This window comes from Streptomyces sp. NPDC018964, from assembly GCF_044390325.1.
Classification (GTDB): Bacteria; Actinomycetota; Actinomycetes; order Streptomycetales; family Streptomycetaceae; genus Streptomyces.
The window spans coordinates 260,770-282,255 of record NZ_JBIRYZ010000010.1; the positions used below are offsets into that span (position 1 = coordinate 260,770).

Here is a 21,486-nt window from a genome sequence, read left to right on the forward strand (position 1 = left end):
CACCATCATTCCACATAACAAATGAATAACATCCCGGGTCTGTGTGGGGTGGCCGTGAACGCCCGGCCCACATACTCCGACCCGGGGGGTGCGGATGAGCACGGGAAATGCGCGTTCCGGTGACGGCACGGACATCGCGGCGGCACTGGCCGACGCTTCGGGACACCTGACGTTCGTCGAGAGGCTGACGGAGGATCTGGGGCCGGCGCCGGAGCGTGCGGCGGCCGTCGGCGCGGCGGTCGGCCGCGTGCGGGCGCGACTGGTGGACGAGAGGCTGCGACTCGCGGTCGTCGGGGAGTTCTCCAGCGGCAAGAGCACGTTCGTCAACGGCCTGCTCCGTACGCCGGTACTCCCCGCGGCGGTGCTTCCGACGACGGCCACGGCCGTCACCATCGAGTACGGGCCGGCCTTCCTGGTCCGGGTGCGCGTGGCCGGCGACCCGCGGTGGCACACGGTCGGACCGAAGGGCGATCCGGCGGCTCTCGAAATGCAACTGGCGCGGCTGGAAGCGGCGTTGGAGGCCCACGCCCATGCCTCCGTCCGCCGGCCGTTCGGGGCCCTGGACCGGATGCTCGAGGCGCTCACCACCGACGAAGGCGTCGCGCCGCACCTGTCCGGCCTGAGGGTGGAGTTACCGGCCGAGGCCCTCGCCGACGGCCTCGTCGTCATCGACACCCCGGGGACCAACGCCGAGGCGCGGCACACCGACATCGCGCGCCGGGTCATGGCCGAGGAGGCCGACCTCGCGGTCGTACTGACCTCGGCGCTCGCACCCGTTCCCCTGTCCCTCACCGGTTTCCTGCTCGAGGCGTTCGACGAGGCGGCGCTGGCGCGCTGCACCTACCTGACGACGTACATCGACCGCGTGCCCGCCGAGGACCGGGCGTCCGTGGTCGACACCGTGCGCAGACGGCTGCGGGGAGGACTCGGCCTGCCCGATCCGACGGTCGAACCGATCTCGGCGGAAGCCGTCGTACGGCTCGCGGCCGGCCGGCCCCTCGAGCCCGGGCAGGCCGACTGGGTCGCCAGGTTCGAGGAGACCGAGTCCCGGCTGCGCGAGACGCTGGCACGCCGGCGTGCGGTGGCGGTCGCCGACAGCACGCTCCGGCTCCTGGACGACGCCGTCCGTGTCGTCGCGGACGACGTGGAGGCGCGGCGGGCGTCCCTCGCACAGGACGAGGCGGCGCTCGACGCAGCGCGCATACGCGATCTGCCCGGGTTCCTCGACGAGTACCGGGAGCGCGGGGAGAAGCTCATCGGTTCGGCCGCCGACAAGGCGCGCACCGAGATCGAGGACCGGTGCGGGAGCGTCCGGGAACGCGTGTGGCGCGGATGCGAGGAGCGGATCGAGGGCGCCGCCTCCGTGTCCGCGCTGGAGAGCGTCGTGAACGACGGCGTCACCACCGAACTCCGCGAGGGCCTGAGCACCCTGCTCACGGACCTGGACGCCCGCATGACCGACTGGTTCACCACGGCGGTCGACAGCGCGGCGACCGAGGTGACCGAGGCGTTCGCGGTCGAGTACGCCCGGCTCGGCGAGGCGGGCGTCTCCGCGCGCCCCGCCGCGCGGACGCAGGCCGCGACGGCGGACGCGGCGGACGCGGGGGCCGGTGCCCTGTCCCCGGTGGCCCTCGCCGCCAGGACCGCGGCGTCCCTGGACAGGAAGGGCCGCTGGGGCGCCGGCGCCGTGGGCATGGCCGTGGGCGCGATGCTCGGCGGACCGATCGGGGCCGGTGTGGGCGCCTTCATCGGCGGCCTGCTCGGCGGCCGGAACCTGGCCAAGGTGAAGGCGGAGATCTGCGAGCAGGTGCGGGCCCGCGTCTCCACCGCGTTCGACGAGGCACGTGACGCCGCCGAACAGGCCGCCCGCACCCACAGGAACGCCGCGACCACCATCTTCCACGCCCACCTCGAGAAGTACCGGGACGACTACGACTCGGCAATCGCCGAGATCCGCTCGGAGCAGCAGACACGCGGCGCCGAACTGGAGCGCAGGCGGGCGGCGCTCGGGGCGGCGACGGCCGAGGCCGAACACCGCCGCTCGGCCATCAGGACACAGCGCGCGGTCCTCGCCGTCCTCTGACGCGCACGACGACTCGCCGCTTCCCGCAACAGGAGTCCCACGACAAGCGAGGTGACCCATGTCCGACGGTCTCGACGCATCCGATACCGCCCCCACCGACGATCCGCACGTGGCGGTGACGTCCGACGCGGACGGAGACGCCGGCCCCGCCGCTGATCCGGATCCGGCGGGCCGGGGTGCGGAACCACCCCTCACGCCCTGCCTCGCGTCCTGGCTCGAGGACGCCGGTGAACTGGCCCGCCACCACGGCCTGGAGGCCGTACGCCGCGACATCGAGGTACTGGCCGCGCAGGCGGCCCGGCCCTCGTTCCGGGTGACGGTCGCGGGCGAGGCGGCGAGCGGCAAGTCCTCACTCGTGAACCGGTTGCTCGGACGGAGCGTCCTGCCGGAGGACCACCCGGTGGCCGTGCCGGTCTCCGTCGTCGCGGGCACCGACGAGTGCGTCGAGCTGCTCCACGGCGACGAGGTCCGGCGGTACGCGTGGGGCGAGGAGGCGTGGCGGGCCGCCGCGGGGGGACGCGACGGCGACGACCCGGCGGAAGCGCCGCACGCCGTCCGCGTCGTGGTGGACGACCGGCTGCTCGGCGACGGAGCCGTGGAGCTGATCGAGGCGCCGAGGCTCAACTCCAGCCTCGTCGGCGATGAGCTGGCCCGCCGTACGGTGCGGATCAGCGACGCGCTGGTGATGACCACGAAAGCGATCGCCCCGCTCGGTCTCACGGAGGCGGGTTTCCTGGGGGAGGCCGTGGGCCGGGCCCACCTCCCGCACGTCACGCTGGTTCTCACGATGACGGACCTGCTGGGGCGGGAGGACCGGCGGAAGACGGTGGAGAACGTCGTCACCCGGGCGGCCCGGGTCGACCCCCGGCTCGGCGTGTCGGTGGGCCCGCACCACGAGGACGAGGCCGACCTGGCCGTGCTGCGGTCCCGCATCAGCGCGTGGGCCACCGCGGACGAGCGCCACGACCTGCGACGGCGCCAGATCGCCGCCCAGCTCGCCGACCAGCTCCGCCGGATGGCCGACATCGGACGCGAGGCACTGCGCGCCGCACGTCTGCGTGCGGAGGAGCGCGAGGAGACCCGGCGCGAGGAACTCGCCGAAGCGGACCGGATGCGACTGGAACGGGCCGGTGCGCGGGTGGAGTTCGACGAGCGCCGTTCGTCCGCCGTGGCGGAACTGGGCAGGCGTCTGGACTCGGCGCACGACGAACTGCTCGGCGAGCTGCGGACCTCGTTGGAGGCGGCGCCCGACGCCAAGTGGTGGTGGGACACCTCCCTGTCGCTCGTACTGAGGCACGGCCTCGAACGCCTGGCCAAGCGCCAGGAGCACTGGCTCCACGCGCGGGTCGCCGATGACGTCGCGTGGCTGGAGGAGCGGGTGTCGGCCACGGGCGGCAAGGGCACGCCGATCGGGTACGACGGCTCCGACCGGCTGGACGTCAACGAGCCCGCGCGCAACCGCCTGCACGTGCAGGACCTGCGGGGCAAGGACGCGCTCTACCGGTTCGGACCGGCCGGTGCCGCCCTGCTCGCGGCGTTGGTGATCCCCGGCGTGGGCCTGCCGATCGCGCTGATCGGCGCCGGCGCGGCGGCAGTGGCCGGCGGGGTGCGCTTCCGCCAACTGGAGGAGGAGCAGAAGGCCGTGGTGGACGAAGCGCTCCGCCACATCGTCGACCAGGCGGTGGACGAGTTCGCCGGCGACGCCGGGCACCGGCTGCGCGACATCTATGCCGAGATCTCCGACCGGGCCCTGGAGCGGTGGCGCGCCCGGCAGGACGACCGGACCGCGGCACCGGCGCCCGTCACCGACGAGGACGCCGGGCGGTGGGCGCTCCTCGTCGAGACCGCCGAGGAGCTGCGCGACCGGATCACCACCGCACCGGCCGTCTGAGGGCGACCGGCCGCTTGAGGGCGACCGGCCGTCCGAGGACAAGTGGCCGCCTGAGCGCAAGCGGCCGCTTGAGAACAACCGGAAGACCGGAACGACACCGAAGGACACACACCATGGACGGCTTTCACACCTTCGAAGAACGTCGCGGCAAGCTCCTCGACATGATCGACCGCCTCCGCCCCGTCCTGGACGGGATCGACGTCCAGGAGACCACCGGCAAGCTGGACGTGGTCCACGACCGGGTGAAGTCGGACACCTTCAAGGTCATGGTCGTCGGGGAGTTCAACCGGGGGAAGAGCACGGTGATCAACGCCCTGCTCGGCGAGCGCGTGCTCCCCTCCTACGCCCAGCCCTGCACCGCCGTCATCAACGAGGTGAAGTGGGGCGAGGAGCGGCGTGTCCGGCTGCATCCCATGCCGGTGAACGGGCAGGACGTCGCCCCGGTCGACATCGGGATCGACGAACTCGCCGACCACGTCACCATCGAGGAGGGGGAGGACGGCAGGCCGAGGCCGAACCCGTACGCGCGGGCGGAGGTGTTCTGGCCGCTGCCCCTGTGCAGGAACCGCGTGGAGATCATCGACTCGCCCGGCCTGAACGAGGCGGCGGAGCGCGAACTGATCACTCACGGGTATCTCGACCAGGCCGACGCCCTGGTCATGGTGCTGATGGCGATCTCACCGGTGTCCCTGAGCGAGCAGACGTTCCTCAACGCCTACGTCCGGGGCCGCGGCCACCACGACGCGTTCTTCCTCTTCACCCGGATCGACGACGTACCGGAGGCGGAGCGGGCGAGCACCATGAAGACGGTGCGCGGACGCCTCTCGCGCTACAGCACCCGCGAGAACCGGATCTACTTCGTCAACGCCCGGGGCATGCTCGAAGGCCGGATCGCACAGGACCACGGGCGGATGGAAGCGTCCGGGATGCTGCCGTTCGAGGCCGAGCTCGAACGGTTCCTGACCAGCGAACGGGGCCGCCTGAAGGTGCTCGTGCCGGCGCTGCGGCTGAAGAACGTCCTGACCGACGCGCGTCGGGGCATCGAGACCCTGCGGGGCATGCTCCAGAAGAGCGCGGCAGACCTGCGCCGCGACTACGAGGCCCAGCAGGGTCCGCTGCGGCAGGTGGAACACCGGCACCGGTTGATCATGAGCCGGGTCGACACGCACCTGCGGGACATCGCCGACGAGGTGGGCGTGCGTGCGCGCGCGTTCTACCGCGAGACGGCCAACGACATGGAGCAGTGGGTGCTGGAGATCCCGCTGGAGAGCAAGCTCAAGGGGTTCAACCCGGCGACCAAGAAGGCGCAGGGCGCGGCGGTCCAGGCGGAACTGTCCGAGAAGCTGTCGGCCAAGCTCCAGAACGCCTCGGCCGACTGGCAGGAGACCGAGCTGCGCGAGTTCGTCGAGGCGCGGGTGGAGGGCCTGCGGGACGAGATCGGGGAGGACCTGACGGAACTCGTCGACCGCATCGACGCCATCCGCTACGAGCTCGCGGCCGTACCCCGGCCGGATTCGGTCGACGAGGGCGCGAGCGGTATCGAACGTGTGCTGGCGGCGGGCCTCGGCACCGTCCTCGGCGGTCCCGGTCTGGGCTTCGCGGGCGCCAACTTCGGATTCAAGGGCGTCGCCAAGGCGGTGGTCCCGACCCTGGGCGTGGTGGTGCTCGGCGCGGCACTGGGCTTCACGGCGTTCCCGGTCTTCCTCGCGGTGGTGGCGGTGAACCTCGTAGGCGTCGCGATCCAGGGCGACACCGCGGAGAAGAACCTGAAGGCCAAGATCGCGAGGGAGTACGCCAACCGCCTGCGTGACCAGACCGACACGATCGTGACCGACCTCGTGGCCGAGGTGAGGAACCAGCTGGGCAAGGTGCGCGAGGTCATCGACCAGGGCATCGAGGCGGAGGTGCGCGGCCTTCGGCAGGAGGCCGAGAACGCCCTGGCACGGCGGGAGGCCGACGAGGCCGACACCTCGGAGGTACTGCGCGAGCTCGCCCGCCACAGCAGCACGCTCAACGATCTCGACGAGGACCTCGCGGAGTTCATCAAGGAGGTGGCCGTGCCGGTCACCGGGGAGGGCCCGGACCTCACCTGACCGACCCGCCCCTGTCCCTGTCCCTGTCCCTGTCCCTGTTCAGGCCCTGTGCGGTTCTCGTTCCGGTCTTCGGTTCTTCGACGGTGTCCGTGTACTGCCACGGCTGGTTCTCCGTCACCTCGGGAGGGCCGTCTCCCACGCTGCGCGAAGACCGGAACGCCGCGGGTGCCGCGTCGGCGGGCACGGTGCGGGAACACGGGCCCCGTCGCAACGCCTGCGCCCGCTGCCACGGTGCGCGGGCCGGCCGACGGTGCGCGGGCGGCGTGGCGGTCCGACTTCTCCAAGGCGCGGCGACTGCCCCCCTGGACCTTCAAGTGCGCGGAATTTTCCGGTTCGCTTCTAGGTCCCGCGGGGCGACCGGCGACCGCTGCTCGCAGGCCGGGGTGGACCTGACGGACGGCCTCCTCGACGGCGGCGTCCCTCGTCAAAGGCAACGGTGAAGGCAACGGTGTGGTACACGGCGGGACGCCATCGGGTCCTGAGCGCGGTCCGAAGGTTCACGGCCGGCGGGAACGCCTCCGGTCGAGTGCCCCGACGGGCGGTCGGCGAGCGTCAATCGCCGTGCCGTCGCCCCAGCAGGCGGGCCTGTTCCCTCTTCAGCCGGGCGTATCCCTCTCCCGCGTACACACCGATCTCCTCGCCGGGGAACGGCACCACCGACTGGTGCTGGTCGTAGCTGCCCTGCGCCCACTTGGCGACGGTGATCTCATAGCCCGAGACGTGCGCGCAGAGTTGCAGCAGAAGCGTCGGCATCTCGGGTTCTCTCAGAAGGTCGGCGTGCTTGATGACGAGGTCGCGCATGGCCTGGATGTTCGGCAGGAAGACGGTCGTGACCCAGAGCCGCCATTCGGCGAGCTCCTCCTCCGTGGGCGGCGTCTCGTGATCGAAGGGTGATCTGCCGTCGGGGCGGACGTTGCGCTCGGCGAACGCGGCGAAGATGCGGCTGTTGGCCTCCGTCAGGGCGAACAGGGGGCCGTAGAAGTCGCTGAGCTGCCGATTCACGCGGGCGAGGCGTTCTTGGCGCTGTGTGAGGCGCAGGCCGTTGACGTAGGTGGCGATGTAGCCGACGAACGCCAGCCCGATCGTGACGACCACTGCGATCATGAAAGAGATGTTACTGAGCCGTGCGACAGCACCACCGCCCTGCGGCCCACGGCCCTCTCCACCCCGATGCCCACTGATCTCCGCCCTTCGTGACACCCGTCGGTTCCCCGCGTCCGGCCGGTGCGGATCAAGGGCTGGCGTGCGCACCGATACTTCTTCGGCGGTTGAGCCAGGACGAATCGAGTGGTGACGATGTGGTCGACGGCGGTGGTGTTGTTGCCCGCGTTGCCCTGCTTGAGCAAGCCAGCCATCGAACAACCGATCCCCAGGAACCACTCAGATACCTGATCTACTCACTGAACCAGATCCCTGACCTGGTACTTCACTATCGAGGTGATCGAGGAGCAGTGGGCTGGCCGGAAGGCCCTTGGTGCGGTGGGCTGAGGTAAGGAAGGTTGCTGTACTTCGCTGCTGTACCGCTTGTAGCAGTACCGGGCCGGCGTCCGGCCGGTACGATGCGCGGGCTGGGCAACGTCCACGCGATGGGGGAGGGGCGATGAGGACCAGCGATCCGGAGTATCCGGCAGCGGTCGAAGCGGCCGTGGAGATCCTGCGGAAGCGGGCCCGGCAAGGACAGACCATCACGTACGGGGAGCTGAGCGCCGAGTTGGCGGCACAGGGCTTCGACTCCATCCCGCCTCACCGCGGAGTCATGACCTACCTCCTCGAAGCTGTCTGCCTCCATCGCAACGGGGACGGACGAGCACCGATGCTCTCGGCGATCGTGGTGAACAAGGCCAGTCGGGAGCCGTCCAGCCAGTTCTCCGCCCTTGCCCGAGGCCTGCCCTTCTCCCGGCCTGCGACCTGGACCTGGCAGGACGAGCAGCAGCGGGTGTTCGCCCAGCACCGCGAGGATTGACGTCGATCCTCGACACCGCTTCAGGGGAGAGGCGGGGTGATCCGCCGGCCGGGGAAGTGAGCGGGTACTCGACCGCAGGGCACCGGTGTCGACCGTGACGAACCTCTGCGTCTGGCACGGTTGTGGCACGGACCTCAGCCACGGCACCTGCTTGTGCCGTCAACCCGGGCCAGACGCGGTTGCCCGCCGACGAGGGGCAGGACAAGAGCACTGCTTATCTGAATGACTTACAGCGCCTGGGCCGTGCTTGAAACCGGTGCACGATGGGGCCGACCGCGTTCCGATCGAGAGAAGCCTCGTGGTTGACCCCGTGCTGAAGCAGTCCTTGCGACGTCTCCGCTCTGTGAAGTCGCATCCGCCGCCCACGGCGGACTCCGTCGAGTTCGCCGACTGGCGGGAGGAAGTCGCCGGTGCCTTGGAAGCGTTGGCCTGCGTGCTGGCCTTCGAGGCTGATCGCGTCAGGGCCGGAGCGGAGGCGGCCGCTGCGCGGGAGCACGCCGCAGAGATTCGACGCCGTAGTACTGAGCACCCATCTGCTTCGTCTCCCCTCGCTCCGGTCGCGGCCGGCGGCATGCGGGAACGACAGCTCTGCCGGTCACAGCCGTTCGCCGATCACGGCGATCAGGACAGTGGCCTCGAAGCGGACCGCTGATCTGTCGAACCCGGTGGCCACCGCCCGGTTCCGACCGAACCCCACGTTTTCGCAGGCAGGCCCGGTCGGCGCGAGGGACCCGGATGCCTTCCAGGACGGCCGCGACCGAGGAGGTCCACCGGAGGCGGATCCGGCCCGTGATCCAGACCGGTGCCGTGGTCATGGACGGGATCTTCGGCAGCGATCCGCAGCGGCCGTGGACACGCGGGAAGCGGTGGTCACGCGGACGGACACGCAGACGAAACAGGTGAGGCACCTACTCAATTGAGCAGGTGCCTCACCTGTTACTTCACTGTCGGGGTGGCGGGATTTGAACCCACGACCTCTTCGTCCCGAACGAAGCGCGCTGCCAAGCTGCGCTACACCCCGATTGTCACTGCTCTCGCGGCGACGACGTTTACTTTAGCCCACTGGGAGCCGGAGACGAAATCCGGTTTTCGAGGGGTGGCGGACCGGGTTGGGGCGGGCGTGGTCCAGGGCCACGAGGAGGACGGCCAGGCCGTAGCAGGCGAGACCCAGGAGGAGGGCGTTGGCGAGGACGTTCCGGTAGCCGTGCCGGGCGACGTCGAGGAAGGGGTGGAGGTAGCGGGCGGGGGAGCCGGGGAGGAGTGCGCCCCGGGCCAGGGTGAAGGCCAGGTAGGCCAGGGGGTACAGCAGCCAGGTGGCGGCCTGGCGGAGGCGGGTGCGGGCCGGCGGGGAGAGGAGGAGCCAGTCCAGTACCGCGGCGGCGGGGAGCGCCGTGTGCAGGGTGTGGGCGGCGAACGGCTCCAGCCAGCCCATCCCGGCGGTCGTGTTCGTCATCGAGAAGCGCGGGGTCGCGTCCGCGAGGAGGATGTGGTGGGTCAGGGACGCCGCGATCACGTACAGCAGGACCGCCCCCGTGAGAGCGCCCGGCAGGGGGTAGCGGGCGTGCCGGGCGCGGCGGGCCGAGGCGAACATGACCAGCGCCAGCAGGATCGCGCTCTGGACCGTGAAGTGGCTCAGGACCCGGGCCGGGCTGCCGAGGAGGGTCGCCACCAGCACCGCGCTCGCTGCCAGCAGTGCCACGAACAGGCGGTACGCCGCCGTCAGCGGGCGGCGTACCAGGGGGACGACGGCTCTGGCGGGGGCGAAGAGGGCGGCCGACGTCGGGTGCGTACGGGGCAGGGCGGGGAGGTCAGGGAGGTCCCTGGGTATCGGGGCGGTCATGCACCCCAGCGTGGGCGGATGTCCGGTGCGGGGCGATGCGGGTGGGCCGGACGGGTTACCCGAGGGCTCCCTGCTCGCGGCCCACCAGGGTCAGCAGCGTCGCCTCCGGGGGGCAGGCGAAGCGGACCGGGGTGTAGCGGCTGGTGCCGCAGCCCGCGGAGACGTGGAGGTAGGACGTGTGGCCCTCGGACGTGTGCGTGGACAGGCCCTTCACGCGGTCCGTGTCCAGGTCGCAGTTGGTGACCAGGGCGCCGTAGAAGGGGATGCAGAGCTGGCCGCCGTGGGTGTGGCCGGCCAGGATCAGCGGGTAGCCGTCGGCCGCGAAGGAGTCCAGGACGCGCAGGTACGGGGCGTGGACGACGCCCATCGAGAAGTCCGCCCCGTCCGACGGGCCGCCCGAGACCTCCGCGTAGCGGTCGCGCTTGATGTGCGGGTCGTCCAGGCCGGTCAGCTCGATCGACGTGCCCTCGATCTTCAGCGTGCCCCTGGTGTTCGTCAGGTTCAGCCAGCCCGCCGCGTCGAAGCCGTCCCGCAGGTCCTCCCAGGGGTTGTGGACCGCGCCGACGACCGGGGGGTTGCCGTTCAGGCCGTGGCGGCCCTGGACCTTCTCGACCAGGTAGCGGCCGGGGTTGCGCAGGGTGGGTCCGTAGTAGTCGTTGGAGCCGAAGACGTACGCGCCCGGGAACTCCATCAGGGGGCCGAGCGCGTCGAGGACCTCCGGCACGCCCTCGGGGTCGGACAGGTTGTCGCCCGTGTTGAGCACGAAGTCGGGGCGCAGGCCCGCCAGGGAGCGCAGCCAGCGCTGCTTCTTGCGCTGGCCGCCGACCATGTGGATGTCGGAGACCTGGAGCACGCGCAGGGGGCGCATCCCGGACGGGAGGACGGGGACGGTCACCCGTCGGAGGCGGAAGGAGCGGGCCTCGAAGCCCGCCGCGTACAGCAGTCCGGCGGCGCCGGCCGCCGTGATTCCCAGGGGGATCTTGTATCGCGCGCGCATGCGTCCATCGTGTCAGACCCGGGCGGGCGCTCCGCACGCCCGGGCGCGCGAAGGCCCCTTAAATCAGCAGGCGTCGCGCCGTGCGCACCTGCGACAATCTAGCCATGACCACGCTCAAGTCGAAGCTGCAGGAAGACCTCAACGCCGCGATCAAGGAGCGCGACGAGCTCCGCTCCTCGACGCTCCGGCTGACGCTCGCCGCGATCACCAAGGAGGAGGTCGCGGGGAAGGAGAAGCGCGAGCTCTCCGACGACGAGGTGCAGAAGGTGATCACCCGGGAGGCGAAGAAGCGCCGCGAGGCGGCGGAGGCCTTCGCGCAGGGCGGCCGCCCCGAGCAGTCGGAGCGGGAGAAGGCGGAGGGCGAGGTACTGGCGCGGTACCTGCCCAAGCAGCTGTCCGACGAGGAGCTGGACGCGATCGTCGCCCAGGCCGTCGAGGAGGCGAAGGCGGCGGGTGCGGAAGGGCCGCGGGCCATGGGCGCCGTGATGAAGATCGTGAACCCGAAGGTGGCCGGTCAGGCGGAGGGCGGCCGGGTCGCCGCCGCGGTGAAGAAGCTGCTGGCCGGCTGACCGACGGGGCCCGCGCCGGATCCGGGTTCGGGTCCGGCTCCGTCGCATCGCGGGTACGGCTTCCGACGCCGGACGGCCCCTCCCCCCCCTGACAGCGGGGGGAGGGGCCGTCCGATGTGTCCGGCCGGGATCGTCAGTCGCGTCCCCCGGGGCCGTCGCCCGCTCCCCGGATGAAGCCTCCCGGGATGGAGAACGTCGGGTCCGGCTCGCCGCCGCCGGGGCCGCCCGTGCCTCCCGTGGCGCCGCCGCCCCCGTTGGTGTTGCCGCCGTTGATCAGGCCGCCGATGAGACCGCCGTCGCCGTTGTTTCCGTCGTCGCCACGGCCTCCGTCACCGTCGCCGTCGCCGTCGCCGTTGTCACCGTCACCATCACCGTTGCCGTCTCCGTCGCCGCGGTCCTGGGCGTCCGGGATGTGGATGATGTTGAAGGACGGGGACTCCTTGCCCGACAGGGCGCCGGTCATGGCGTCCTTCCAGATGGGGCCCGGGACCGCGCCACCGAAGACGAGCGGGTGGTACTGGCCGCCGATCGTGATGTTCTTCATCTCGACCTCCTGGCTCGCGCTGCCCACCCACACGGCGCCCGACATGTTCGGCGTGTAGCCGACGAACCAGGCGTTCTTGCGCTCGTCCGTCGTACCCGTCTTACCGGCGTTGTCGCGGTCGCTCAGGCCGGCCTCCTGACCCGTACCGGAGTCGACCACGCCCTGCAGCAGGGTGTTCACCGTGTCCGCGGTCTTCTCGCTCATCGCGCGCGAGCACGTCGACTTCGGGACCTCGAGCGACTTCTGCTCGTTGCCGATCTTCTGGGTGATCGACTCGATGGCGACCGGCGTGCAGTACATGCCCCGGGAGGCGAAGGCGGCGTACGCGCTCGCCATCGTGAGGGGCGACAGGCCGGTGGAACCGAGGGTCATCGAGGAGGGGACCTCGGGGATCTTCTTCCCGTTGCCCTGGACCACGCCGAGCTTGTCGGTCATGGTCACCACCGGGCACATGCCGATGTCCTCGATCATCTGCACGAAGTAGGTGTTGACCGACTTGGCCATCGCCTCCTTGAGCGCGTACGGGCCCACCTCGGACTCGTTCTCGTTCTCCAGCTTGTAGTTTTTGTCGTTCACCCAGGGCTTCTTGCAGCCGCGCACGGTCGACGGGTACGGCATCGCGAACGGGGCGGAGTAGGACTGCGTCGCCGACCTGCCCTCCTCCAGCGCGGCCGCCGCCACGAACGGCTTGAAGGTGGAGCCCGTCGGGAAGCCGAAGTTGGAGCCGCCCATGGCGTGGTCGACCGAGAAGTTGATCTCCGTCTCGTTCTTGCCGTAGCCGTACGGCTTCGACTGGCCCATCGCGACGATCTTGCCGGTGCCGGGCTCGACCAGCGTGGACGCCGCGGCGACCGAGTCCGACTTGTAGACGTGGTCCTTGAGCGACTGCTGCACCGACGCCTGCGCCTGCGGGACGAGCGTCGTACGGATGGTCAGGCCGCCCTGGTTCCAGATCTTCGCCCGGTCGGCCTTGGTCTTCCCGAAGACCGGGTCGCTCAGGAACACCTCGCGCACGTAGTCGCAGAAGAAGGCCGCGCCGTCCACCGCCGTGATGCAGCCGTTCTTCGGCTTGCTGACCTTCAGGCCCAGCGGGCTCTTCGCCGCCTCGTCGGCCTGCTCGCGGGAGACGGCGCCGACCTGGGCCATCCGCGCGAGCACGGTGTTGCGCCGCTTCTTCGCCTCCGCCTCGTCGTTGACCGGGTCGTAGCGGCTCGGCGACTGGACGAGGCCGGCGAGGAGGGCGGACTCCTGGAGGTTCAGGTCCTTGGCGGACTTGGAGAAGTAGCGCCGGGCCGCGGCCTCGACGCCGTAGGCCTGCTGGCCGAAGAAGGTGATGTTCAGGTAGTTCTCGAGGATCTTCTTCTTGCCCAGCTCCTCCTCGACCTGGATCGCGTACTTCAGTTCGGCGATCTTGCGGCCGATGGTCTGCTGGGTGGCCTGCGCGACCTTCGTCGGGTCGTCGCCCGCCTCCTCGACGAAGACGTTCTTCACGTACTGCTGCGTGAGGGTGGAGGCGCCCTCGGAGACCTCGCCGCTGCGCGCGTTCTTGTTGAGCGCGCGCAGGACGCCCTTGAGGTCGATCGCGCCGTGCTCGTAGAAGCGGGAGTCCTCGATCGCGACGATCGCCTTCTGCATGTACGGCGAGATGTCCTTGAGGTCGACCACCGTGCGGTCACGCGAGTAGACGGTGGCGATCTGGCCGCCGTCGGCGTCGAGGATGGTGGTGCGCTGACTCAGCGGCGGCGTCTTGAGGTTGGCCGGGAGCTCGTCGAAGCTCTCGACCGATCCCTTGGCCGCCAGGCCGAGCGCGCCCACGGCGGGCAGCGCGATGCCGGCCATGACGGCACCCGCGAGGACACTGACACCGAGGAACTTGGCGGCCTGCTGTGCGGGAGACAGACCACCGCCCGAGCGCTTCTTTGGCATGGGAGCAGCCTACGTTCTCATTTGCCGGACAAGCGTATATGCCTTGGCCTAAGCTGCTCTCGACTGTCACAGCAGTGAGGCCACGTATCAATACGCCCGGCGACCCCGAATCGTTCCGGATCTCCTCGATTTTTTTCGTACGGGTGCGCGCCGAGGAGTGTGGAGACCGTGTCCGGATCCGCCTCGTGTGTCACGCGGTGTCCGTTGTGACGCAAGGGAAGTGACCTGAAATGCCGGGTTCGTCGCGCATGTCGCCCCCTCACTCCCCCGGGTGATCTGCCGCTTACCCATAGTCCGTTCGGACCATTCAAGATTGGGCCCGCTGGGGGTGTTGCGTCGTGCCCACCTTCCGTAACGTCCTCAACTGGCGGCGGTGAATATGCCGCTGCCGCCGTGGGGGAGCCTCGATTCGGGAGAGGACGGCGCCGGTATGGGCTGGGTTACCGACTGGAGTGCGCAGGCTGCCTGCCGCACTACCGATCCGGATGAACTGTTCGTTCAGGGAGCAGCGCAGAACAGGGCCAAGGCGGTGTGCACCGGATGTCCGGTACGCACCGAATGCCTGGCCGATGCGCTCGACAACCGCGTCGAGTTCGGCGTATGGGGAGGCATGACGGAGCGTGAGCGCCGCGCGCTGCTGCGCCGGCGGCCGACCGTGACCTCCTGGCGCAGGCTGCTGGAGACCGCCCGCTCGGAGTACGAGCGGGGGGCGGGAGTCGTACCGCTCAACGACGACGAGGTGTACGAGAACTACGCGGCGGTGAGCTGAGGGCCCTCGGGGGGCTCTCAGCCGCGCGCCGCCCGGGTCCAGGGCGTTTCGGGTCCAGGGTGCTTCGAGGCTGGGGTGCTTCGGGCTAGGGCGTTTCGGGCAGCTCCGGCCGGTGGGCCGCGAGCCGGTCGCCGATGTCCCGCAGTCCCGCGAGGTCGTGCACGTCGCCGGGCAGCGCGGCCACCTCGGTCACCGCCACCTCGGGGTGGAGCGCGGTGAAGCGGTCGCGTGTGCGCTGCTCGCGCGAGAGCAGCCGCATCCGCTCGGCGTGCAGCCTCAGCAGGCCCGCGGTGAGCAGCTCGACGGACCGGTCCGTGTCGGCGTCTGCATCCGCGCCCTTCGTACTCTTCGTGCCTGTGTCTTCGGTGTCGTCCGCGGTGGCGGGGGAGCCTGTACCAGGGGCGTCCGAAGCCGGTGTCCCGGAAGCGGGGGACGAACCGGAGGGATCTGAACCAGAGGGGTCTGAACTGCCATACGTTTCGGGAGAGTTACGAAGTCCAGCTTTCCCGTCCTCCTGATCCACAATGCGGGAGTCCTCAAGATTTTCCGCTGCGGCCAGCGCCCGCTCGGCCGACAGCCGGTCCGCGCCGCTGCCGTGCACCCGGTTGAGCACCAGCCCGGCCAGCGGCATCTCCTCCGCGGCCAGCCGCTCCACGAAGTACGCGGCCTCGCGCAACGCGTCCCGCTCCGGGGCCGCCACCACCAGGAACGCCGTCCCGGGTGCCTGGAGCAGCTTGTACGTGGCGTCCGCGCGCGTACGGAACCCGCCGAACATCGAGTCCATCGCGGCCACGAACGTCTGCACGTCCTTCAGCAGCTGGCCGCCGAGCACCTTGCCCAGGGCGCCGGTCATCATCGACATCCCGACGTTCAGGAACTTCATCCCCGCGCGGCCGCCGACCTTCGCCGGGGCCAGCAGGACGCGGATCAGCTTGCCGTCCAGGAAGGACCCGAGCCGCTTGGGGGCGTCCAGGAAGTCCAGCGCGGAACGGGACGGCGGGGTGTCGACCACGATGAGGTCCCACTCGTCCCGGGACCGCAGCTGGCCCAGCTTCTCCATCGCCATGTACTCCTGCGTGCCCGCGAAGCCCGCCGAGAGCGACTGGTAGAAGGGGTTGCCCAGGATCGCGGCGGCCCGGTCGGAGTCCGCGTGCCCCTCGACGATCTCGTCGAAGGTGCGCTTCATGTCGAGCATCATCGCGTGCAGTTCACCGCCCGCGGAGTCGTCGATGCCCTTCACCCGGCGTGGGGTGTTGTCGAGCGAGTCGATGCCCATGGACTGGGCGAGCCGGCGGGCCGGGTCGATGGTGAGGACCACCACCTTGCGCCCCCGCTCGGCCGCGCGCAGACCGAGCGCCGCGGCGGTGGTGGTCTTGCCGACCCCGCCCGAGCCGCAGCACACCACGATCCGGGTCGCGGGGTCCTCGATCAGCGGATCGATGTCGAGCGCGCGGGCGGGGGAGAGGCGGTGGCGGGCCGGGTCCCGGTCCTGCGCCGGTTCCGGACGACGACTCATGACATCCCCTGCTTCCGGTGCTTCCGACTCGTGACGGGGCGGGTACGGCCGTGACCGTGGCCATGGTGGTGGTGCGTGACGGGACGGGTACGGCGGTGGCCGTGGTGGTGCGTGGCGGAGCCGGTACGGCGGTGGCGGTGGCCGCGGTTGTCGCCGGGCCGCACCGTGTGGGCGCGGCCGGTCATGACACGCCCTGTCCGCGCAGCTCCCTGGCCAGTTGGTACAGCCCGGCCAGGTCCATCCCCTCCGCGAGCAGCGGAAGCTCGTGCAACGGCACGTCGAGGGCCGTCAGCACGGTGCGCTGCTCGGTCTCCAGCGCGTACCGCTCGGCGTACTCCTCCGCCTGCGCGAGCAACGGGTCCACCAGCCGCTCGGCGTGTCCCCCACGCCGCGCGCCGCCCAGACCGGCGGACGACAGTGCCCGCGCGATGGAGGAACGAGGGACCGCCGCCGCGAGTTCCAGGCCGTCCCCGTCCAGCACCTCCGGACGGACCATGTTCACCACGACCCGCCCCACCGGCAGCCGCGCGGCGCGCAGTTCCGCGATGCCGTCGGAGGTCTCCTGTACCGGCATCTCCTCCAGCAGCGTCACCAGGTGCACGGCCGTCTCCGGCGATTTCAGCACCCGCATGACCGCCTGCGCCTGATTGTGTATCGGGCCGATCTTGGCGAGTCCGGCGACCTCGTCGTTGACGTTGAGGAAGCGGGTGATGCGGCCGGTCGGCGGGGCGTCCATCACGACGTAGTCGTAGACGAACCGCCCGTGCTTGTCCTTGCGGCGTACCGCCTCGCACGCCTTGCCGGTGAGCAGGACGTCCCGCACGCCGGGGGCGATCGTGGTGGCGAAGTCGATCGCGCCGATCTTCTTGAGGGCCCGGCCGGCGCCGCCGAGCTTGTAGAACATCTGGAGGTACTCCAGAAGGGCCAGTTCGGCGTCGATCGCGAGGGCGTACACCTCGCCGCCCCCCGGAGCGACGGCGATCTTCCGTTCCTCGTAGGGCAGCGCCTCCGTCTCGAAGAGTTGTGCGATGCCCTGGCGGCCCTCGACCTCGACGAGGAGCGTCCGCTTCCCCTCCGTGGCCAGGGCCAGCGCGAGGGCCGCGGCCACCGTGGTCTTGCCGGTTCCGCCTTTGCCACTGACGACCTGGAGCCTGCTCACGTCTTCGAGCCTAAAGGCTCACCCCGCGCCCCGGCGGCTCCGGGTGGAGGTTCCCCGCCGTCGCGCCCCGCGCGGGGGAGCGGGAGGGGGGCCGCGTCCCGCTCGGGGCGGGGCTAGAGTCGGCCGCATGACCAAATGGGAATACGCGACTGTGCCGCTGCTCGTCCACGCGACGAAGCAGATTCTGGACACCTGGGGCGAGGACGGCTGGGAGCTCGTCCAGGTCGTGCCCGGGCCGAACAACCCCGAACAGCTGGTGGCCTACCTGAAGCGCGAGAAGCAGGCATGAGCGTTGTCGAGGCGAAACTGGCCGAGCTGGGCCTGAGCCTGCCGGAGGTCGTCCCCCCGCTGGCCGCCTACCAGCCGGCCGTGCGGTCGGGACGGTACGTCTTCACCGCCGGCCAGCTGCCCATGGTGGAGGGCAAGCTTCCGCTGACCGGGAAGGTCGGCGCGGAGGTCACCCCGGAGGAGGCGAAGGAGCTGGCGCGCACCTGCGCGCTGAACGCCCTCGCCGCGGTCAAGTCCGTCGCCGGGGACCTGGACCGGGTGGCGCGCGTGGTGAAGGTCGTCGGCTTCGTGGCCTCCGCCGCGGACTTCACCGGCCAGCCGGCCGTCCTCAACGGCGCGAGCGAGCTGCTCGGCGAGGTCCTCGGTGACAAGGGCGTCCACGCCCGCAGCGCGGTGGGTGTCGCGGTGCTTCCCCTGGACGCTCCGGTGGAGGTCGAGATCCAGGTGGAACTCACGGAGGCGTAGCCGGCGCCCACGGAGGCGTGGCCCCCGGCCGGCTGCCGGGAGCGGACGACGGGTGGCTCCTTCCCGTGCCCCGGCTCCGGCACGGCCGTACCGGCCGCCGGTGCGCGCCGCGCGGGAGGTGCCGGTGCCGCGCCGCCCCACCTCGGCGGTCACCGCCGGGCGCCCTCCGCGCGGGGCCCGTAGCGCTTCGGTGTGGTGCTCGCCCCGTGCCTGTACGGCTTCGGTGTGGTGCTCGCCCCGTGCCTGTACGGCTTCGGCGGGGTGTCCGCCCCGTGCCTGTACGGCTTCGGCGGGGTGTCCGCCCCGTGCCTGTACGGCTTCGGCGGGGTGTCCGCCCCGTGCCCGTACCGCTTGCGCGCGGTGCCCGCCCCGTGCCTGTACGGCTTCGGCGGGGTGTCCGCCCCGTGCCCGTACCGCTTGCGCGCGGTGCCCGCCCCGTGTTCGTACGCTGCCCGGTGGCACCGCCGTGCTCCCTGGGCTCTCGAACATCCGCCCGTCACGGGATAGCCTCCGGCCATGGTGAATGCGCAGGCCGGTGGGCAGTGGTATCCACCGGAGTGGCCGGAGCGGATCCGTGCGCTGGCGGGCGGTGGCCTCACGCCGGTCGTGCCGAGACGCGCGGCCACCGTCATGCTGCTCAAGGACACCGGCGACGGGCCCGCCGTGCACATGCTGCGCCGGCGTACGTCCATGGCGTTCGCGGGCGGCGCGTACGCCTATCCGGGTGGCGGCGTCGACCCGCGGGACGACGACCGGCACGTCCGCTGGGCGGGCCCCACGCGCGCGTGGTGGGCGGACCGGCTCGGCGTCGACGAGGCGGGGGCCCAGGCGATCGTCTGCGCGGCCGTACGGGAGACGTACGAGGAGGCCGGCGTCCTGCTCGCCGGGACCGCACCCGACACCGTGGTCGGCGACACGACCGGCGACGACTGGGAGACGGACCGTGCCGCGCTCGTCGCGCGGGAGACGTCCTTCGCGGAGTTCCTGGACCGCCGCGGACTGGTCCTGCGCTCGGACCTGCTCGGCGCGTGGACGCGCTGGATCACCCCCGAGTTCGAGCCCCGCCGCTACGACACCTGGTTCTTCGTCGCCGCGCTCCCCGAGGGCCAGCGCACCCGCAACGCCTCCACGGAGGCCGACCGCACGGTGTGGATCACCCCGCGCGCGGCGGCCACCGCGTACGACCGGGGCGAACTGCTGATGATGCCCCCGACCATCGCCACCCTGCGCCAGCTCACGGCCTACGCCACGGCCGCGGAGGCGCTCGACGCGGCGCCCGCGCGGGACCTCACGCCGGTGCTGGCCTCCGCGCGCCTGGTGGAGGGCGAGATCGTTCTCTCCTGGCCGGGACACGACGAGTTCACCAAGCACATCCCGACCCGTGGAGCCCCCGCATGACGGACGCGAGCACCCTTCCCGGCCAGCCGCGGGGCGGCGTCCTCTCCGGCCCCGCCACCGTACGTGCCGTCAACGTGCTGGCCCCCAACCCCTCGGCGATGACCCTGGACGGCACCAACACCTGGATCCTGTCGGAACCGGACTCCGACCTCGCCGTCGTGGTCGACCCCGGCCCCCTGGACGACGGACACCTGCGGCACGTCGTCGGCACCGCCGAGCAGGCCGGGAAGCGTGTCGCCCTCACCCTCCTGACGCACGGTCACCCCGACCACGCCGAGGGCGCCGCCCGCTTCGCCGAGCTGACCGGCACGAGGGTGCGGGCACTGGACCCGGTGTTGCGGCTCGGCGACGAGGGGCTGGCCGCCGGGGACGTCATCACCGTCGGGGGCCTGGAGCTGAGGGTCGTACCGGCCCCCGGTCACACGGCCGACTCCCTGTGCTTCCACCTCCCGGCCGACCGTGCGGTCCTCACGGGCGACACGGTCCTCGGCCGCGGTACGACCGTCGTGGCCCACCCCGACGGCCGTCTCGGCGACTACCTGGACACGCTGCGCCGGCTCAGGTCGCTCACGGTCGACGACGGCGTCCACACGGTGCTGCCCGGCCACGGGCCCGTCCTGGAGGACGCCCAGGGCGCCGTCGAGTTCTACCTCGCCCACCGGGCCCACCGCCTCGCCCAGGTCGAGACGGCCGTCGAGGACGGCCACCGCACCCCGGCCGAGGTCGTCGCCCACGTCTACGCCGACGTCGACCGCTCCCTGTGGCCGGCCGCGGAACTCTCGGTCCGCGCCCAGCTGGAGTACCTGCGGGAGCACGGCATCCTCTAGCCCGCCGGGGCGGTGCGCGGTGCCGGCCGTACGGATCACCGCGCCGCGCGGAGCACGTCCGGGGCAGGTCGCCCTCCGGGTGCGGCGGGGGCGGGTACGGCGGGGCAAGGGTGACGCGCGGACACGACGGAGCCCCGCTTCCCACGGGAAGCGGGGCTCCGGTGCCGGTGTCAGCGGGAGCGCTTCGCGAGGCGTTCGACGTCCAGGAGGATCACCGCGCGGGCCTCCAGGCGGAGCCAGCCGCGCTGGGCGAAGTCGGCCAGGGCCTTGTTGACCGTCTCGCGGGACGCGCCGACCAGCTGGGCCAGCTCCTCCTGCGTGAGGTCGTGCACGACGTGGATGCCCTCCTCGGACTGCACGCCGAAGCGGCGGGAGAGGTCCAGCAGGGCGCGGGCGACACGGCCCGGGACGTCCGAGAAGACCAGGTCCGACATCGCGTCGTTGGTCTTGCGCAGCCGGCGCGCGACGGCCCGCAGCAGCGCCGTGGCGACCTCGGGGCGGGCGCTCAGCCAGGGCGTCAGGTCGCCGTGGCCCAGGCCGAGCAGCTTGACCTCGGTGAGCGCCGTGGCGGTCGCGGTGCGCGGGCCCGGGTCGAAGAGCGACAGCTCACCGATCAGCTCGCCGGGACCGACCACGGCGAGCATGTTCTCGCGGCCGTCGGGGGACGTGCGGTGCAGCTTGACCTTGCCCTCGGTGACCACGTACAGGCGGTCGCCGGGGTCGCCCTCGTGGAACAGGGAGTCGCCCCGTGCGAGGGTCACCTCACTCATGGAGGCGCGAAGCTCGGCGGCCTGCTCGTCGTCGAGCGCCGCGAAGAGCGGATTCCGCCGCAGAACGTCGTCCACGAGTTCTCTCCTTGTCGACCTGCTCAGGGGATCTTGTTCCCCTACGTACCAGGGGACCGTGGTTCCCATTTTGCCGGACGGTCCAAACAGTGTGATCTGTCACAAGGATGCCGTACGAGCCGGTCGGGGTAAGCGTCAGGGGTCCAATTGGACGCCGGTCTTCGGGGCCGGGGCGGATGTCGGTGCCGGGTCGTAGGCTGGCCGGGTGTCCAAAACGCCGGTGAGAGCACGGGCCGAGGGAGCTGCGCGAGTGGATGTACGTCGCGATTCCGCTGTGGGCGAACAGGGCTCCGATGGCGGCAGGGAAACGGCG

At 71.2% G+C, this 21,486-nt stretch carries 17 protein-coding genes and 1 tRNA gene; 10 read left to right on the forward strand and 8 right to left on the reverse strand.

Going from position 1 to position 21,486, the window contains the following annotated elements; translation table 11 throughout:
- Positions 1 to 94 precede the first annotated feature (94 nt).
- The 3 genes from ACH5AO_RS19585 (at position 95) to ACH5AO_RS19595 (ending at position 6,067) form a co-directional block, all read left to right on the forward strand.
- The gene (locus tag ACH5AO_RS19585) at positions 95 to 2,083 is read left to right on the forward strand and encodes a dynamin family protein (RefSeq protein ID WP_398926210.1); all 1,989 of its coding nucleotides are present in this window, start codon (positions 95 to 97) and stop codon (positions 2,081 to 2,083) included.
- A gap of 58 nt (positions 2,084 to 2,141) precedes the next feature.
- Entirely contained in the window at positions 2,142 to 3,974 is a 1,833-nt protein-coding gene (locus ACH5AO_RS19590; protein WP_398926212.1) for a hypothetical protein, read from the forward strand.
- Between the two features lie 113 nt (positions 3,975 to 4,087).
- Positions 4,088 to 6,067, forward strand: coding sequence for a dynamin family protein (locus ACH5AO_RS19595; RefSeq protein ID WP_398926214.1), 1,980 nt, complete (start codon positions 4,088 to 4,090; stop codon positions 6,065 to 6,067).
- Positions 6,068 to 6,619: 552 nt separating this feature from the next.
- Here ACH5AO_RS19595 and ACH5AO_RS19600 read toward each other — a convergent pair.
- The gene (locus ACH5AO_RS19600; protein WP_398926216.1) at positions 6,620 to 7,171 is read right to left on the reverse strand and encodes a hypothetical protein; all 552 of its coding nucleotides are present in this window, start codon (positions 7,169 to 7,171) and stop codon (positions 6,620 to 6,622) included.
- A gap of 496 nt (positions 7,172 to 7,667) precedes the next feature.
- Here ACH5AO_RS19600 and ACH5AO_RS19605 point away from each other — a divergent pair, with 496 nt between their 5' ends.
- A complete protein-coding gene (locus ACH5AO_RS19605) occupies positions 7,668 to 8,030 on the forward strand; it encodes a hypothetical protein (protein WP_398926218.1) in 363 nt (120 codons plus the stop codon).
- A 947-nt stretch (positions 8,031 to 8,977) separates the two neighbouring features.
- Here the strand turns inward: ACH5AO_RS19605 and ACH5AO_RS19610 are convergent.
- The 3 genes from ACH5AO_RS19610 to ACH5AO_RS19620 all read right to left on the reverse strand — a co-directional run bounded on the left by ACH5AO_RS19610 (position 8,978) and on the right by ACH5AO_RS19620 (position 10,867).
- Positions 8,978 to 9,051 (reverse strand) — tRNA-Pro (locus tag ACH5AO_RS19610).
- A gap of 33 nt (positions 9,052 to 9,084) precedes the next feature.
- Positions 9,085 to 9,870 (reverse strand): Pr6Pr family membrane protein, encoded by a 786-nt coding sequence (locus ACH5AO_RS19615; protein WP_398926220.1) that lies wholly within the window; start codon positions 9,868 to 9,870, stop codon positions 9,085 to 9,087.
- A gap of 55 nt (positions 9,871 to 9,925) precedes the next feature.
- A complete protein-coding gene (locus ACH5AO_RS19620) occupies positions 9,926 to 10,867 on the reverse strand; it encodes a metallophosphoesterase (protein ID WP_398926222.1) in 942 nt (313 codons plus the stop codon).
- A gap of 104 nt (positions 10,868 to 10,971) precedes the next feature.
- On the opposite strand from ACH5AO_RS19620, the gene ACH5AO_RS19625 reads away from it, so the two are divergent.
- On the forward strand, positions 10,972 to 11,436 hold the full coding sequence (locus ACH5AO_RS19625) for a GatB/YqeY domain-containing protein (protein ID WP_398926224.1): 465 nt from the start codon (positions 10,972 to 10,974) through the stop codon (positions 11,434 to 11,436).
- Between the two features lie 133 nt (positions 11,437 to 11,569).
- On the opposite strand, the gene ACH5AO_RS19630 is transcribed toward ACH5AO_RS19625, so the two are convergent.
- Positions 11,570 to 13,906: a transglycosylase domain-containing protein gene (locus tag ACH5AO_RS19630; RefSeq protein ID WP_398926226.1), complete on the reverse strand. Its 2,337-nt coding sequence runs from the start codon at positions 13,904 to 13,906 to the stop codon at positions 11,570 to 11,572.
- A gap of 430 nt (positions 13,907 to 14,336) precedes the next feature.
- Here ACH5AO_RS19630 and wblA point away from each other — a divergent pair, with 430 nt between their 5' ends.
- On the forward strand, positions 14,337 to 14,675 hold the full coding sequence (gene wblA / locus ACH5AO_RS19635) for a transcriptional regulator WblA (protein WP_398926347.1): 339 nt from the start codon (positions 14,337 to 14,339) through the stop codon (positions 14,673 to 14,675).
- Positions 14,676 to 14,760: 85 nt separating this feature from the next.
- On the opposite strand, the gene ACH5AO_RS19640 is transcribed toward wblA, so the two are convergent.
- Positions 14,761 to 16,191 (reverse strand): ArsA family ATPase, encoded by a 1,431-nt coding sequence (locus tag ACH5AO_RS19640; RefSeq protein WP_398926228.1) that lies wholly within the window; start codon positions 16,189 to 16,191, stop codon positions 14,761 to 14,763.
- Between the two features lie 181 nt (positions 16,192 to 16,372).
- Positions 16,373 to 17,350 carry an ArsA family ATPase gene (locus tag ACH5AO_RS19645; RefSeq protein WP_398926230.1) on the reverse strand — a complete coding sequence of 326 codons (978 nt, stop codon included), beginning with the start codon at positions 17,348 to 17,350 and terminating at the stop codon, positions 16,373 to 16,375.
- 127 nt (positions 17,351 to 17,477) lie between these two features.
- Here ACH5AO_RS19645 and ACH5AO_RS19650 point away from each other — a divergent pair, with 127 nt between their 5' ends.
- The 4 genes from ACH5AO_RS19650 (at position 17,478) to ACH5AO_RS19665 (ending at position 20,328) form a co-directional block, all read left to right on the forward strand.
- Positions 17,478 to 17,639 carry a DUF4177 domain-containing protein gene (locus ACH5AO_RS19650; protein WP_003975360.1) on the forward strand — a complete coding sequence of 54 codons (162 nt, stop codon included), beginning with the start codon at positions 17,478 to 17,480 and terminating at the stop codon, positions 17,637 to 17,639.
- On the forward strand, positions 17,636 to 18,103 hold the full coding sequence (locus ACH5AO_RS19655; RefSeq protein WP_398926232.1) for a RidA family protein: 468 nt from the start codon (positions 17,636 to 17,638) through the stop codon (positions 18,101 to 18,103). The genes ACH5AO_RS19650 and ACH5AO_RS19655 overlap by 4 nt, the downstream gene beginning before the upstream one ends.
- A gap of 516 nt (positions 18,104 to 18,619) precedes the next feature.
- Positions 18,620 to 19,501 carry an NUDIX hydrolase gene (locus ACH5AO_RS19660; RefSeq protein WP_398926234.1) on the forward strand — a complete coding sequence of 294 codons (882 nt, stop codon included), beginning with the start codon at positions 18,620 to 18,622 and terminating at the stop codon, positions 19,499 to 19,501.
- Positions 19,498 to 20,328: an MBL fold metallo-hydrolase gene (locus ACH5AO_RS19665; RefSeq protein ID WP_398926236.1), complete on the forward strand. Its 831-nt coding sequence runs from the start codon at positions 19,498 to 19,500 to the stop codon at positions 20,326 to 20,328. The genes ACH5AO_RS19660 and ACH5AO_RS19665 overlap by 4 nt, the downstream gene beginning before the upstream one ends.
- A 170-nt stretch (positions 20,329 to 20,498) precedes the next feature.
- Here ACH5AO_RS19665 and ACH5AO_RS19670 read toward each other — a convergent pair whose 3' ends face one another.
- Positions 20,499 to 21,173, reverse strand: coding sequence for a Crp/Fnr family transcriptional regulator (locus tag ACH5AO_RS19670; protein ID WP_006132548.1), 675 nt, complete (start codon positions 21,171 to 21,173; stop codon positions 20,499 to 20,501).
- Positions 21,174 to 21,486 lie beyond the last annotated feature (313 nt).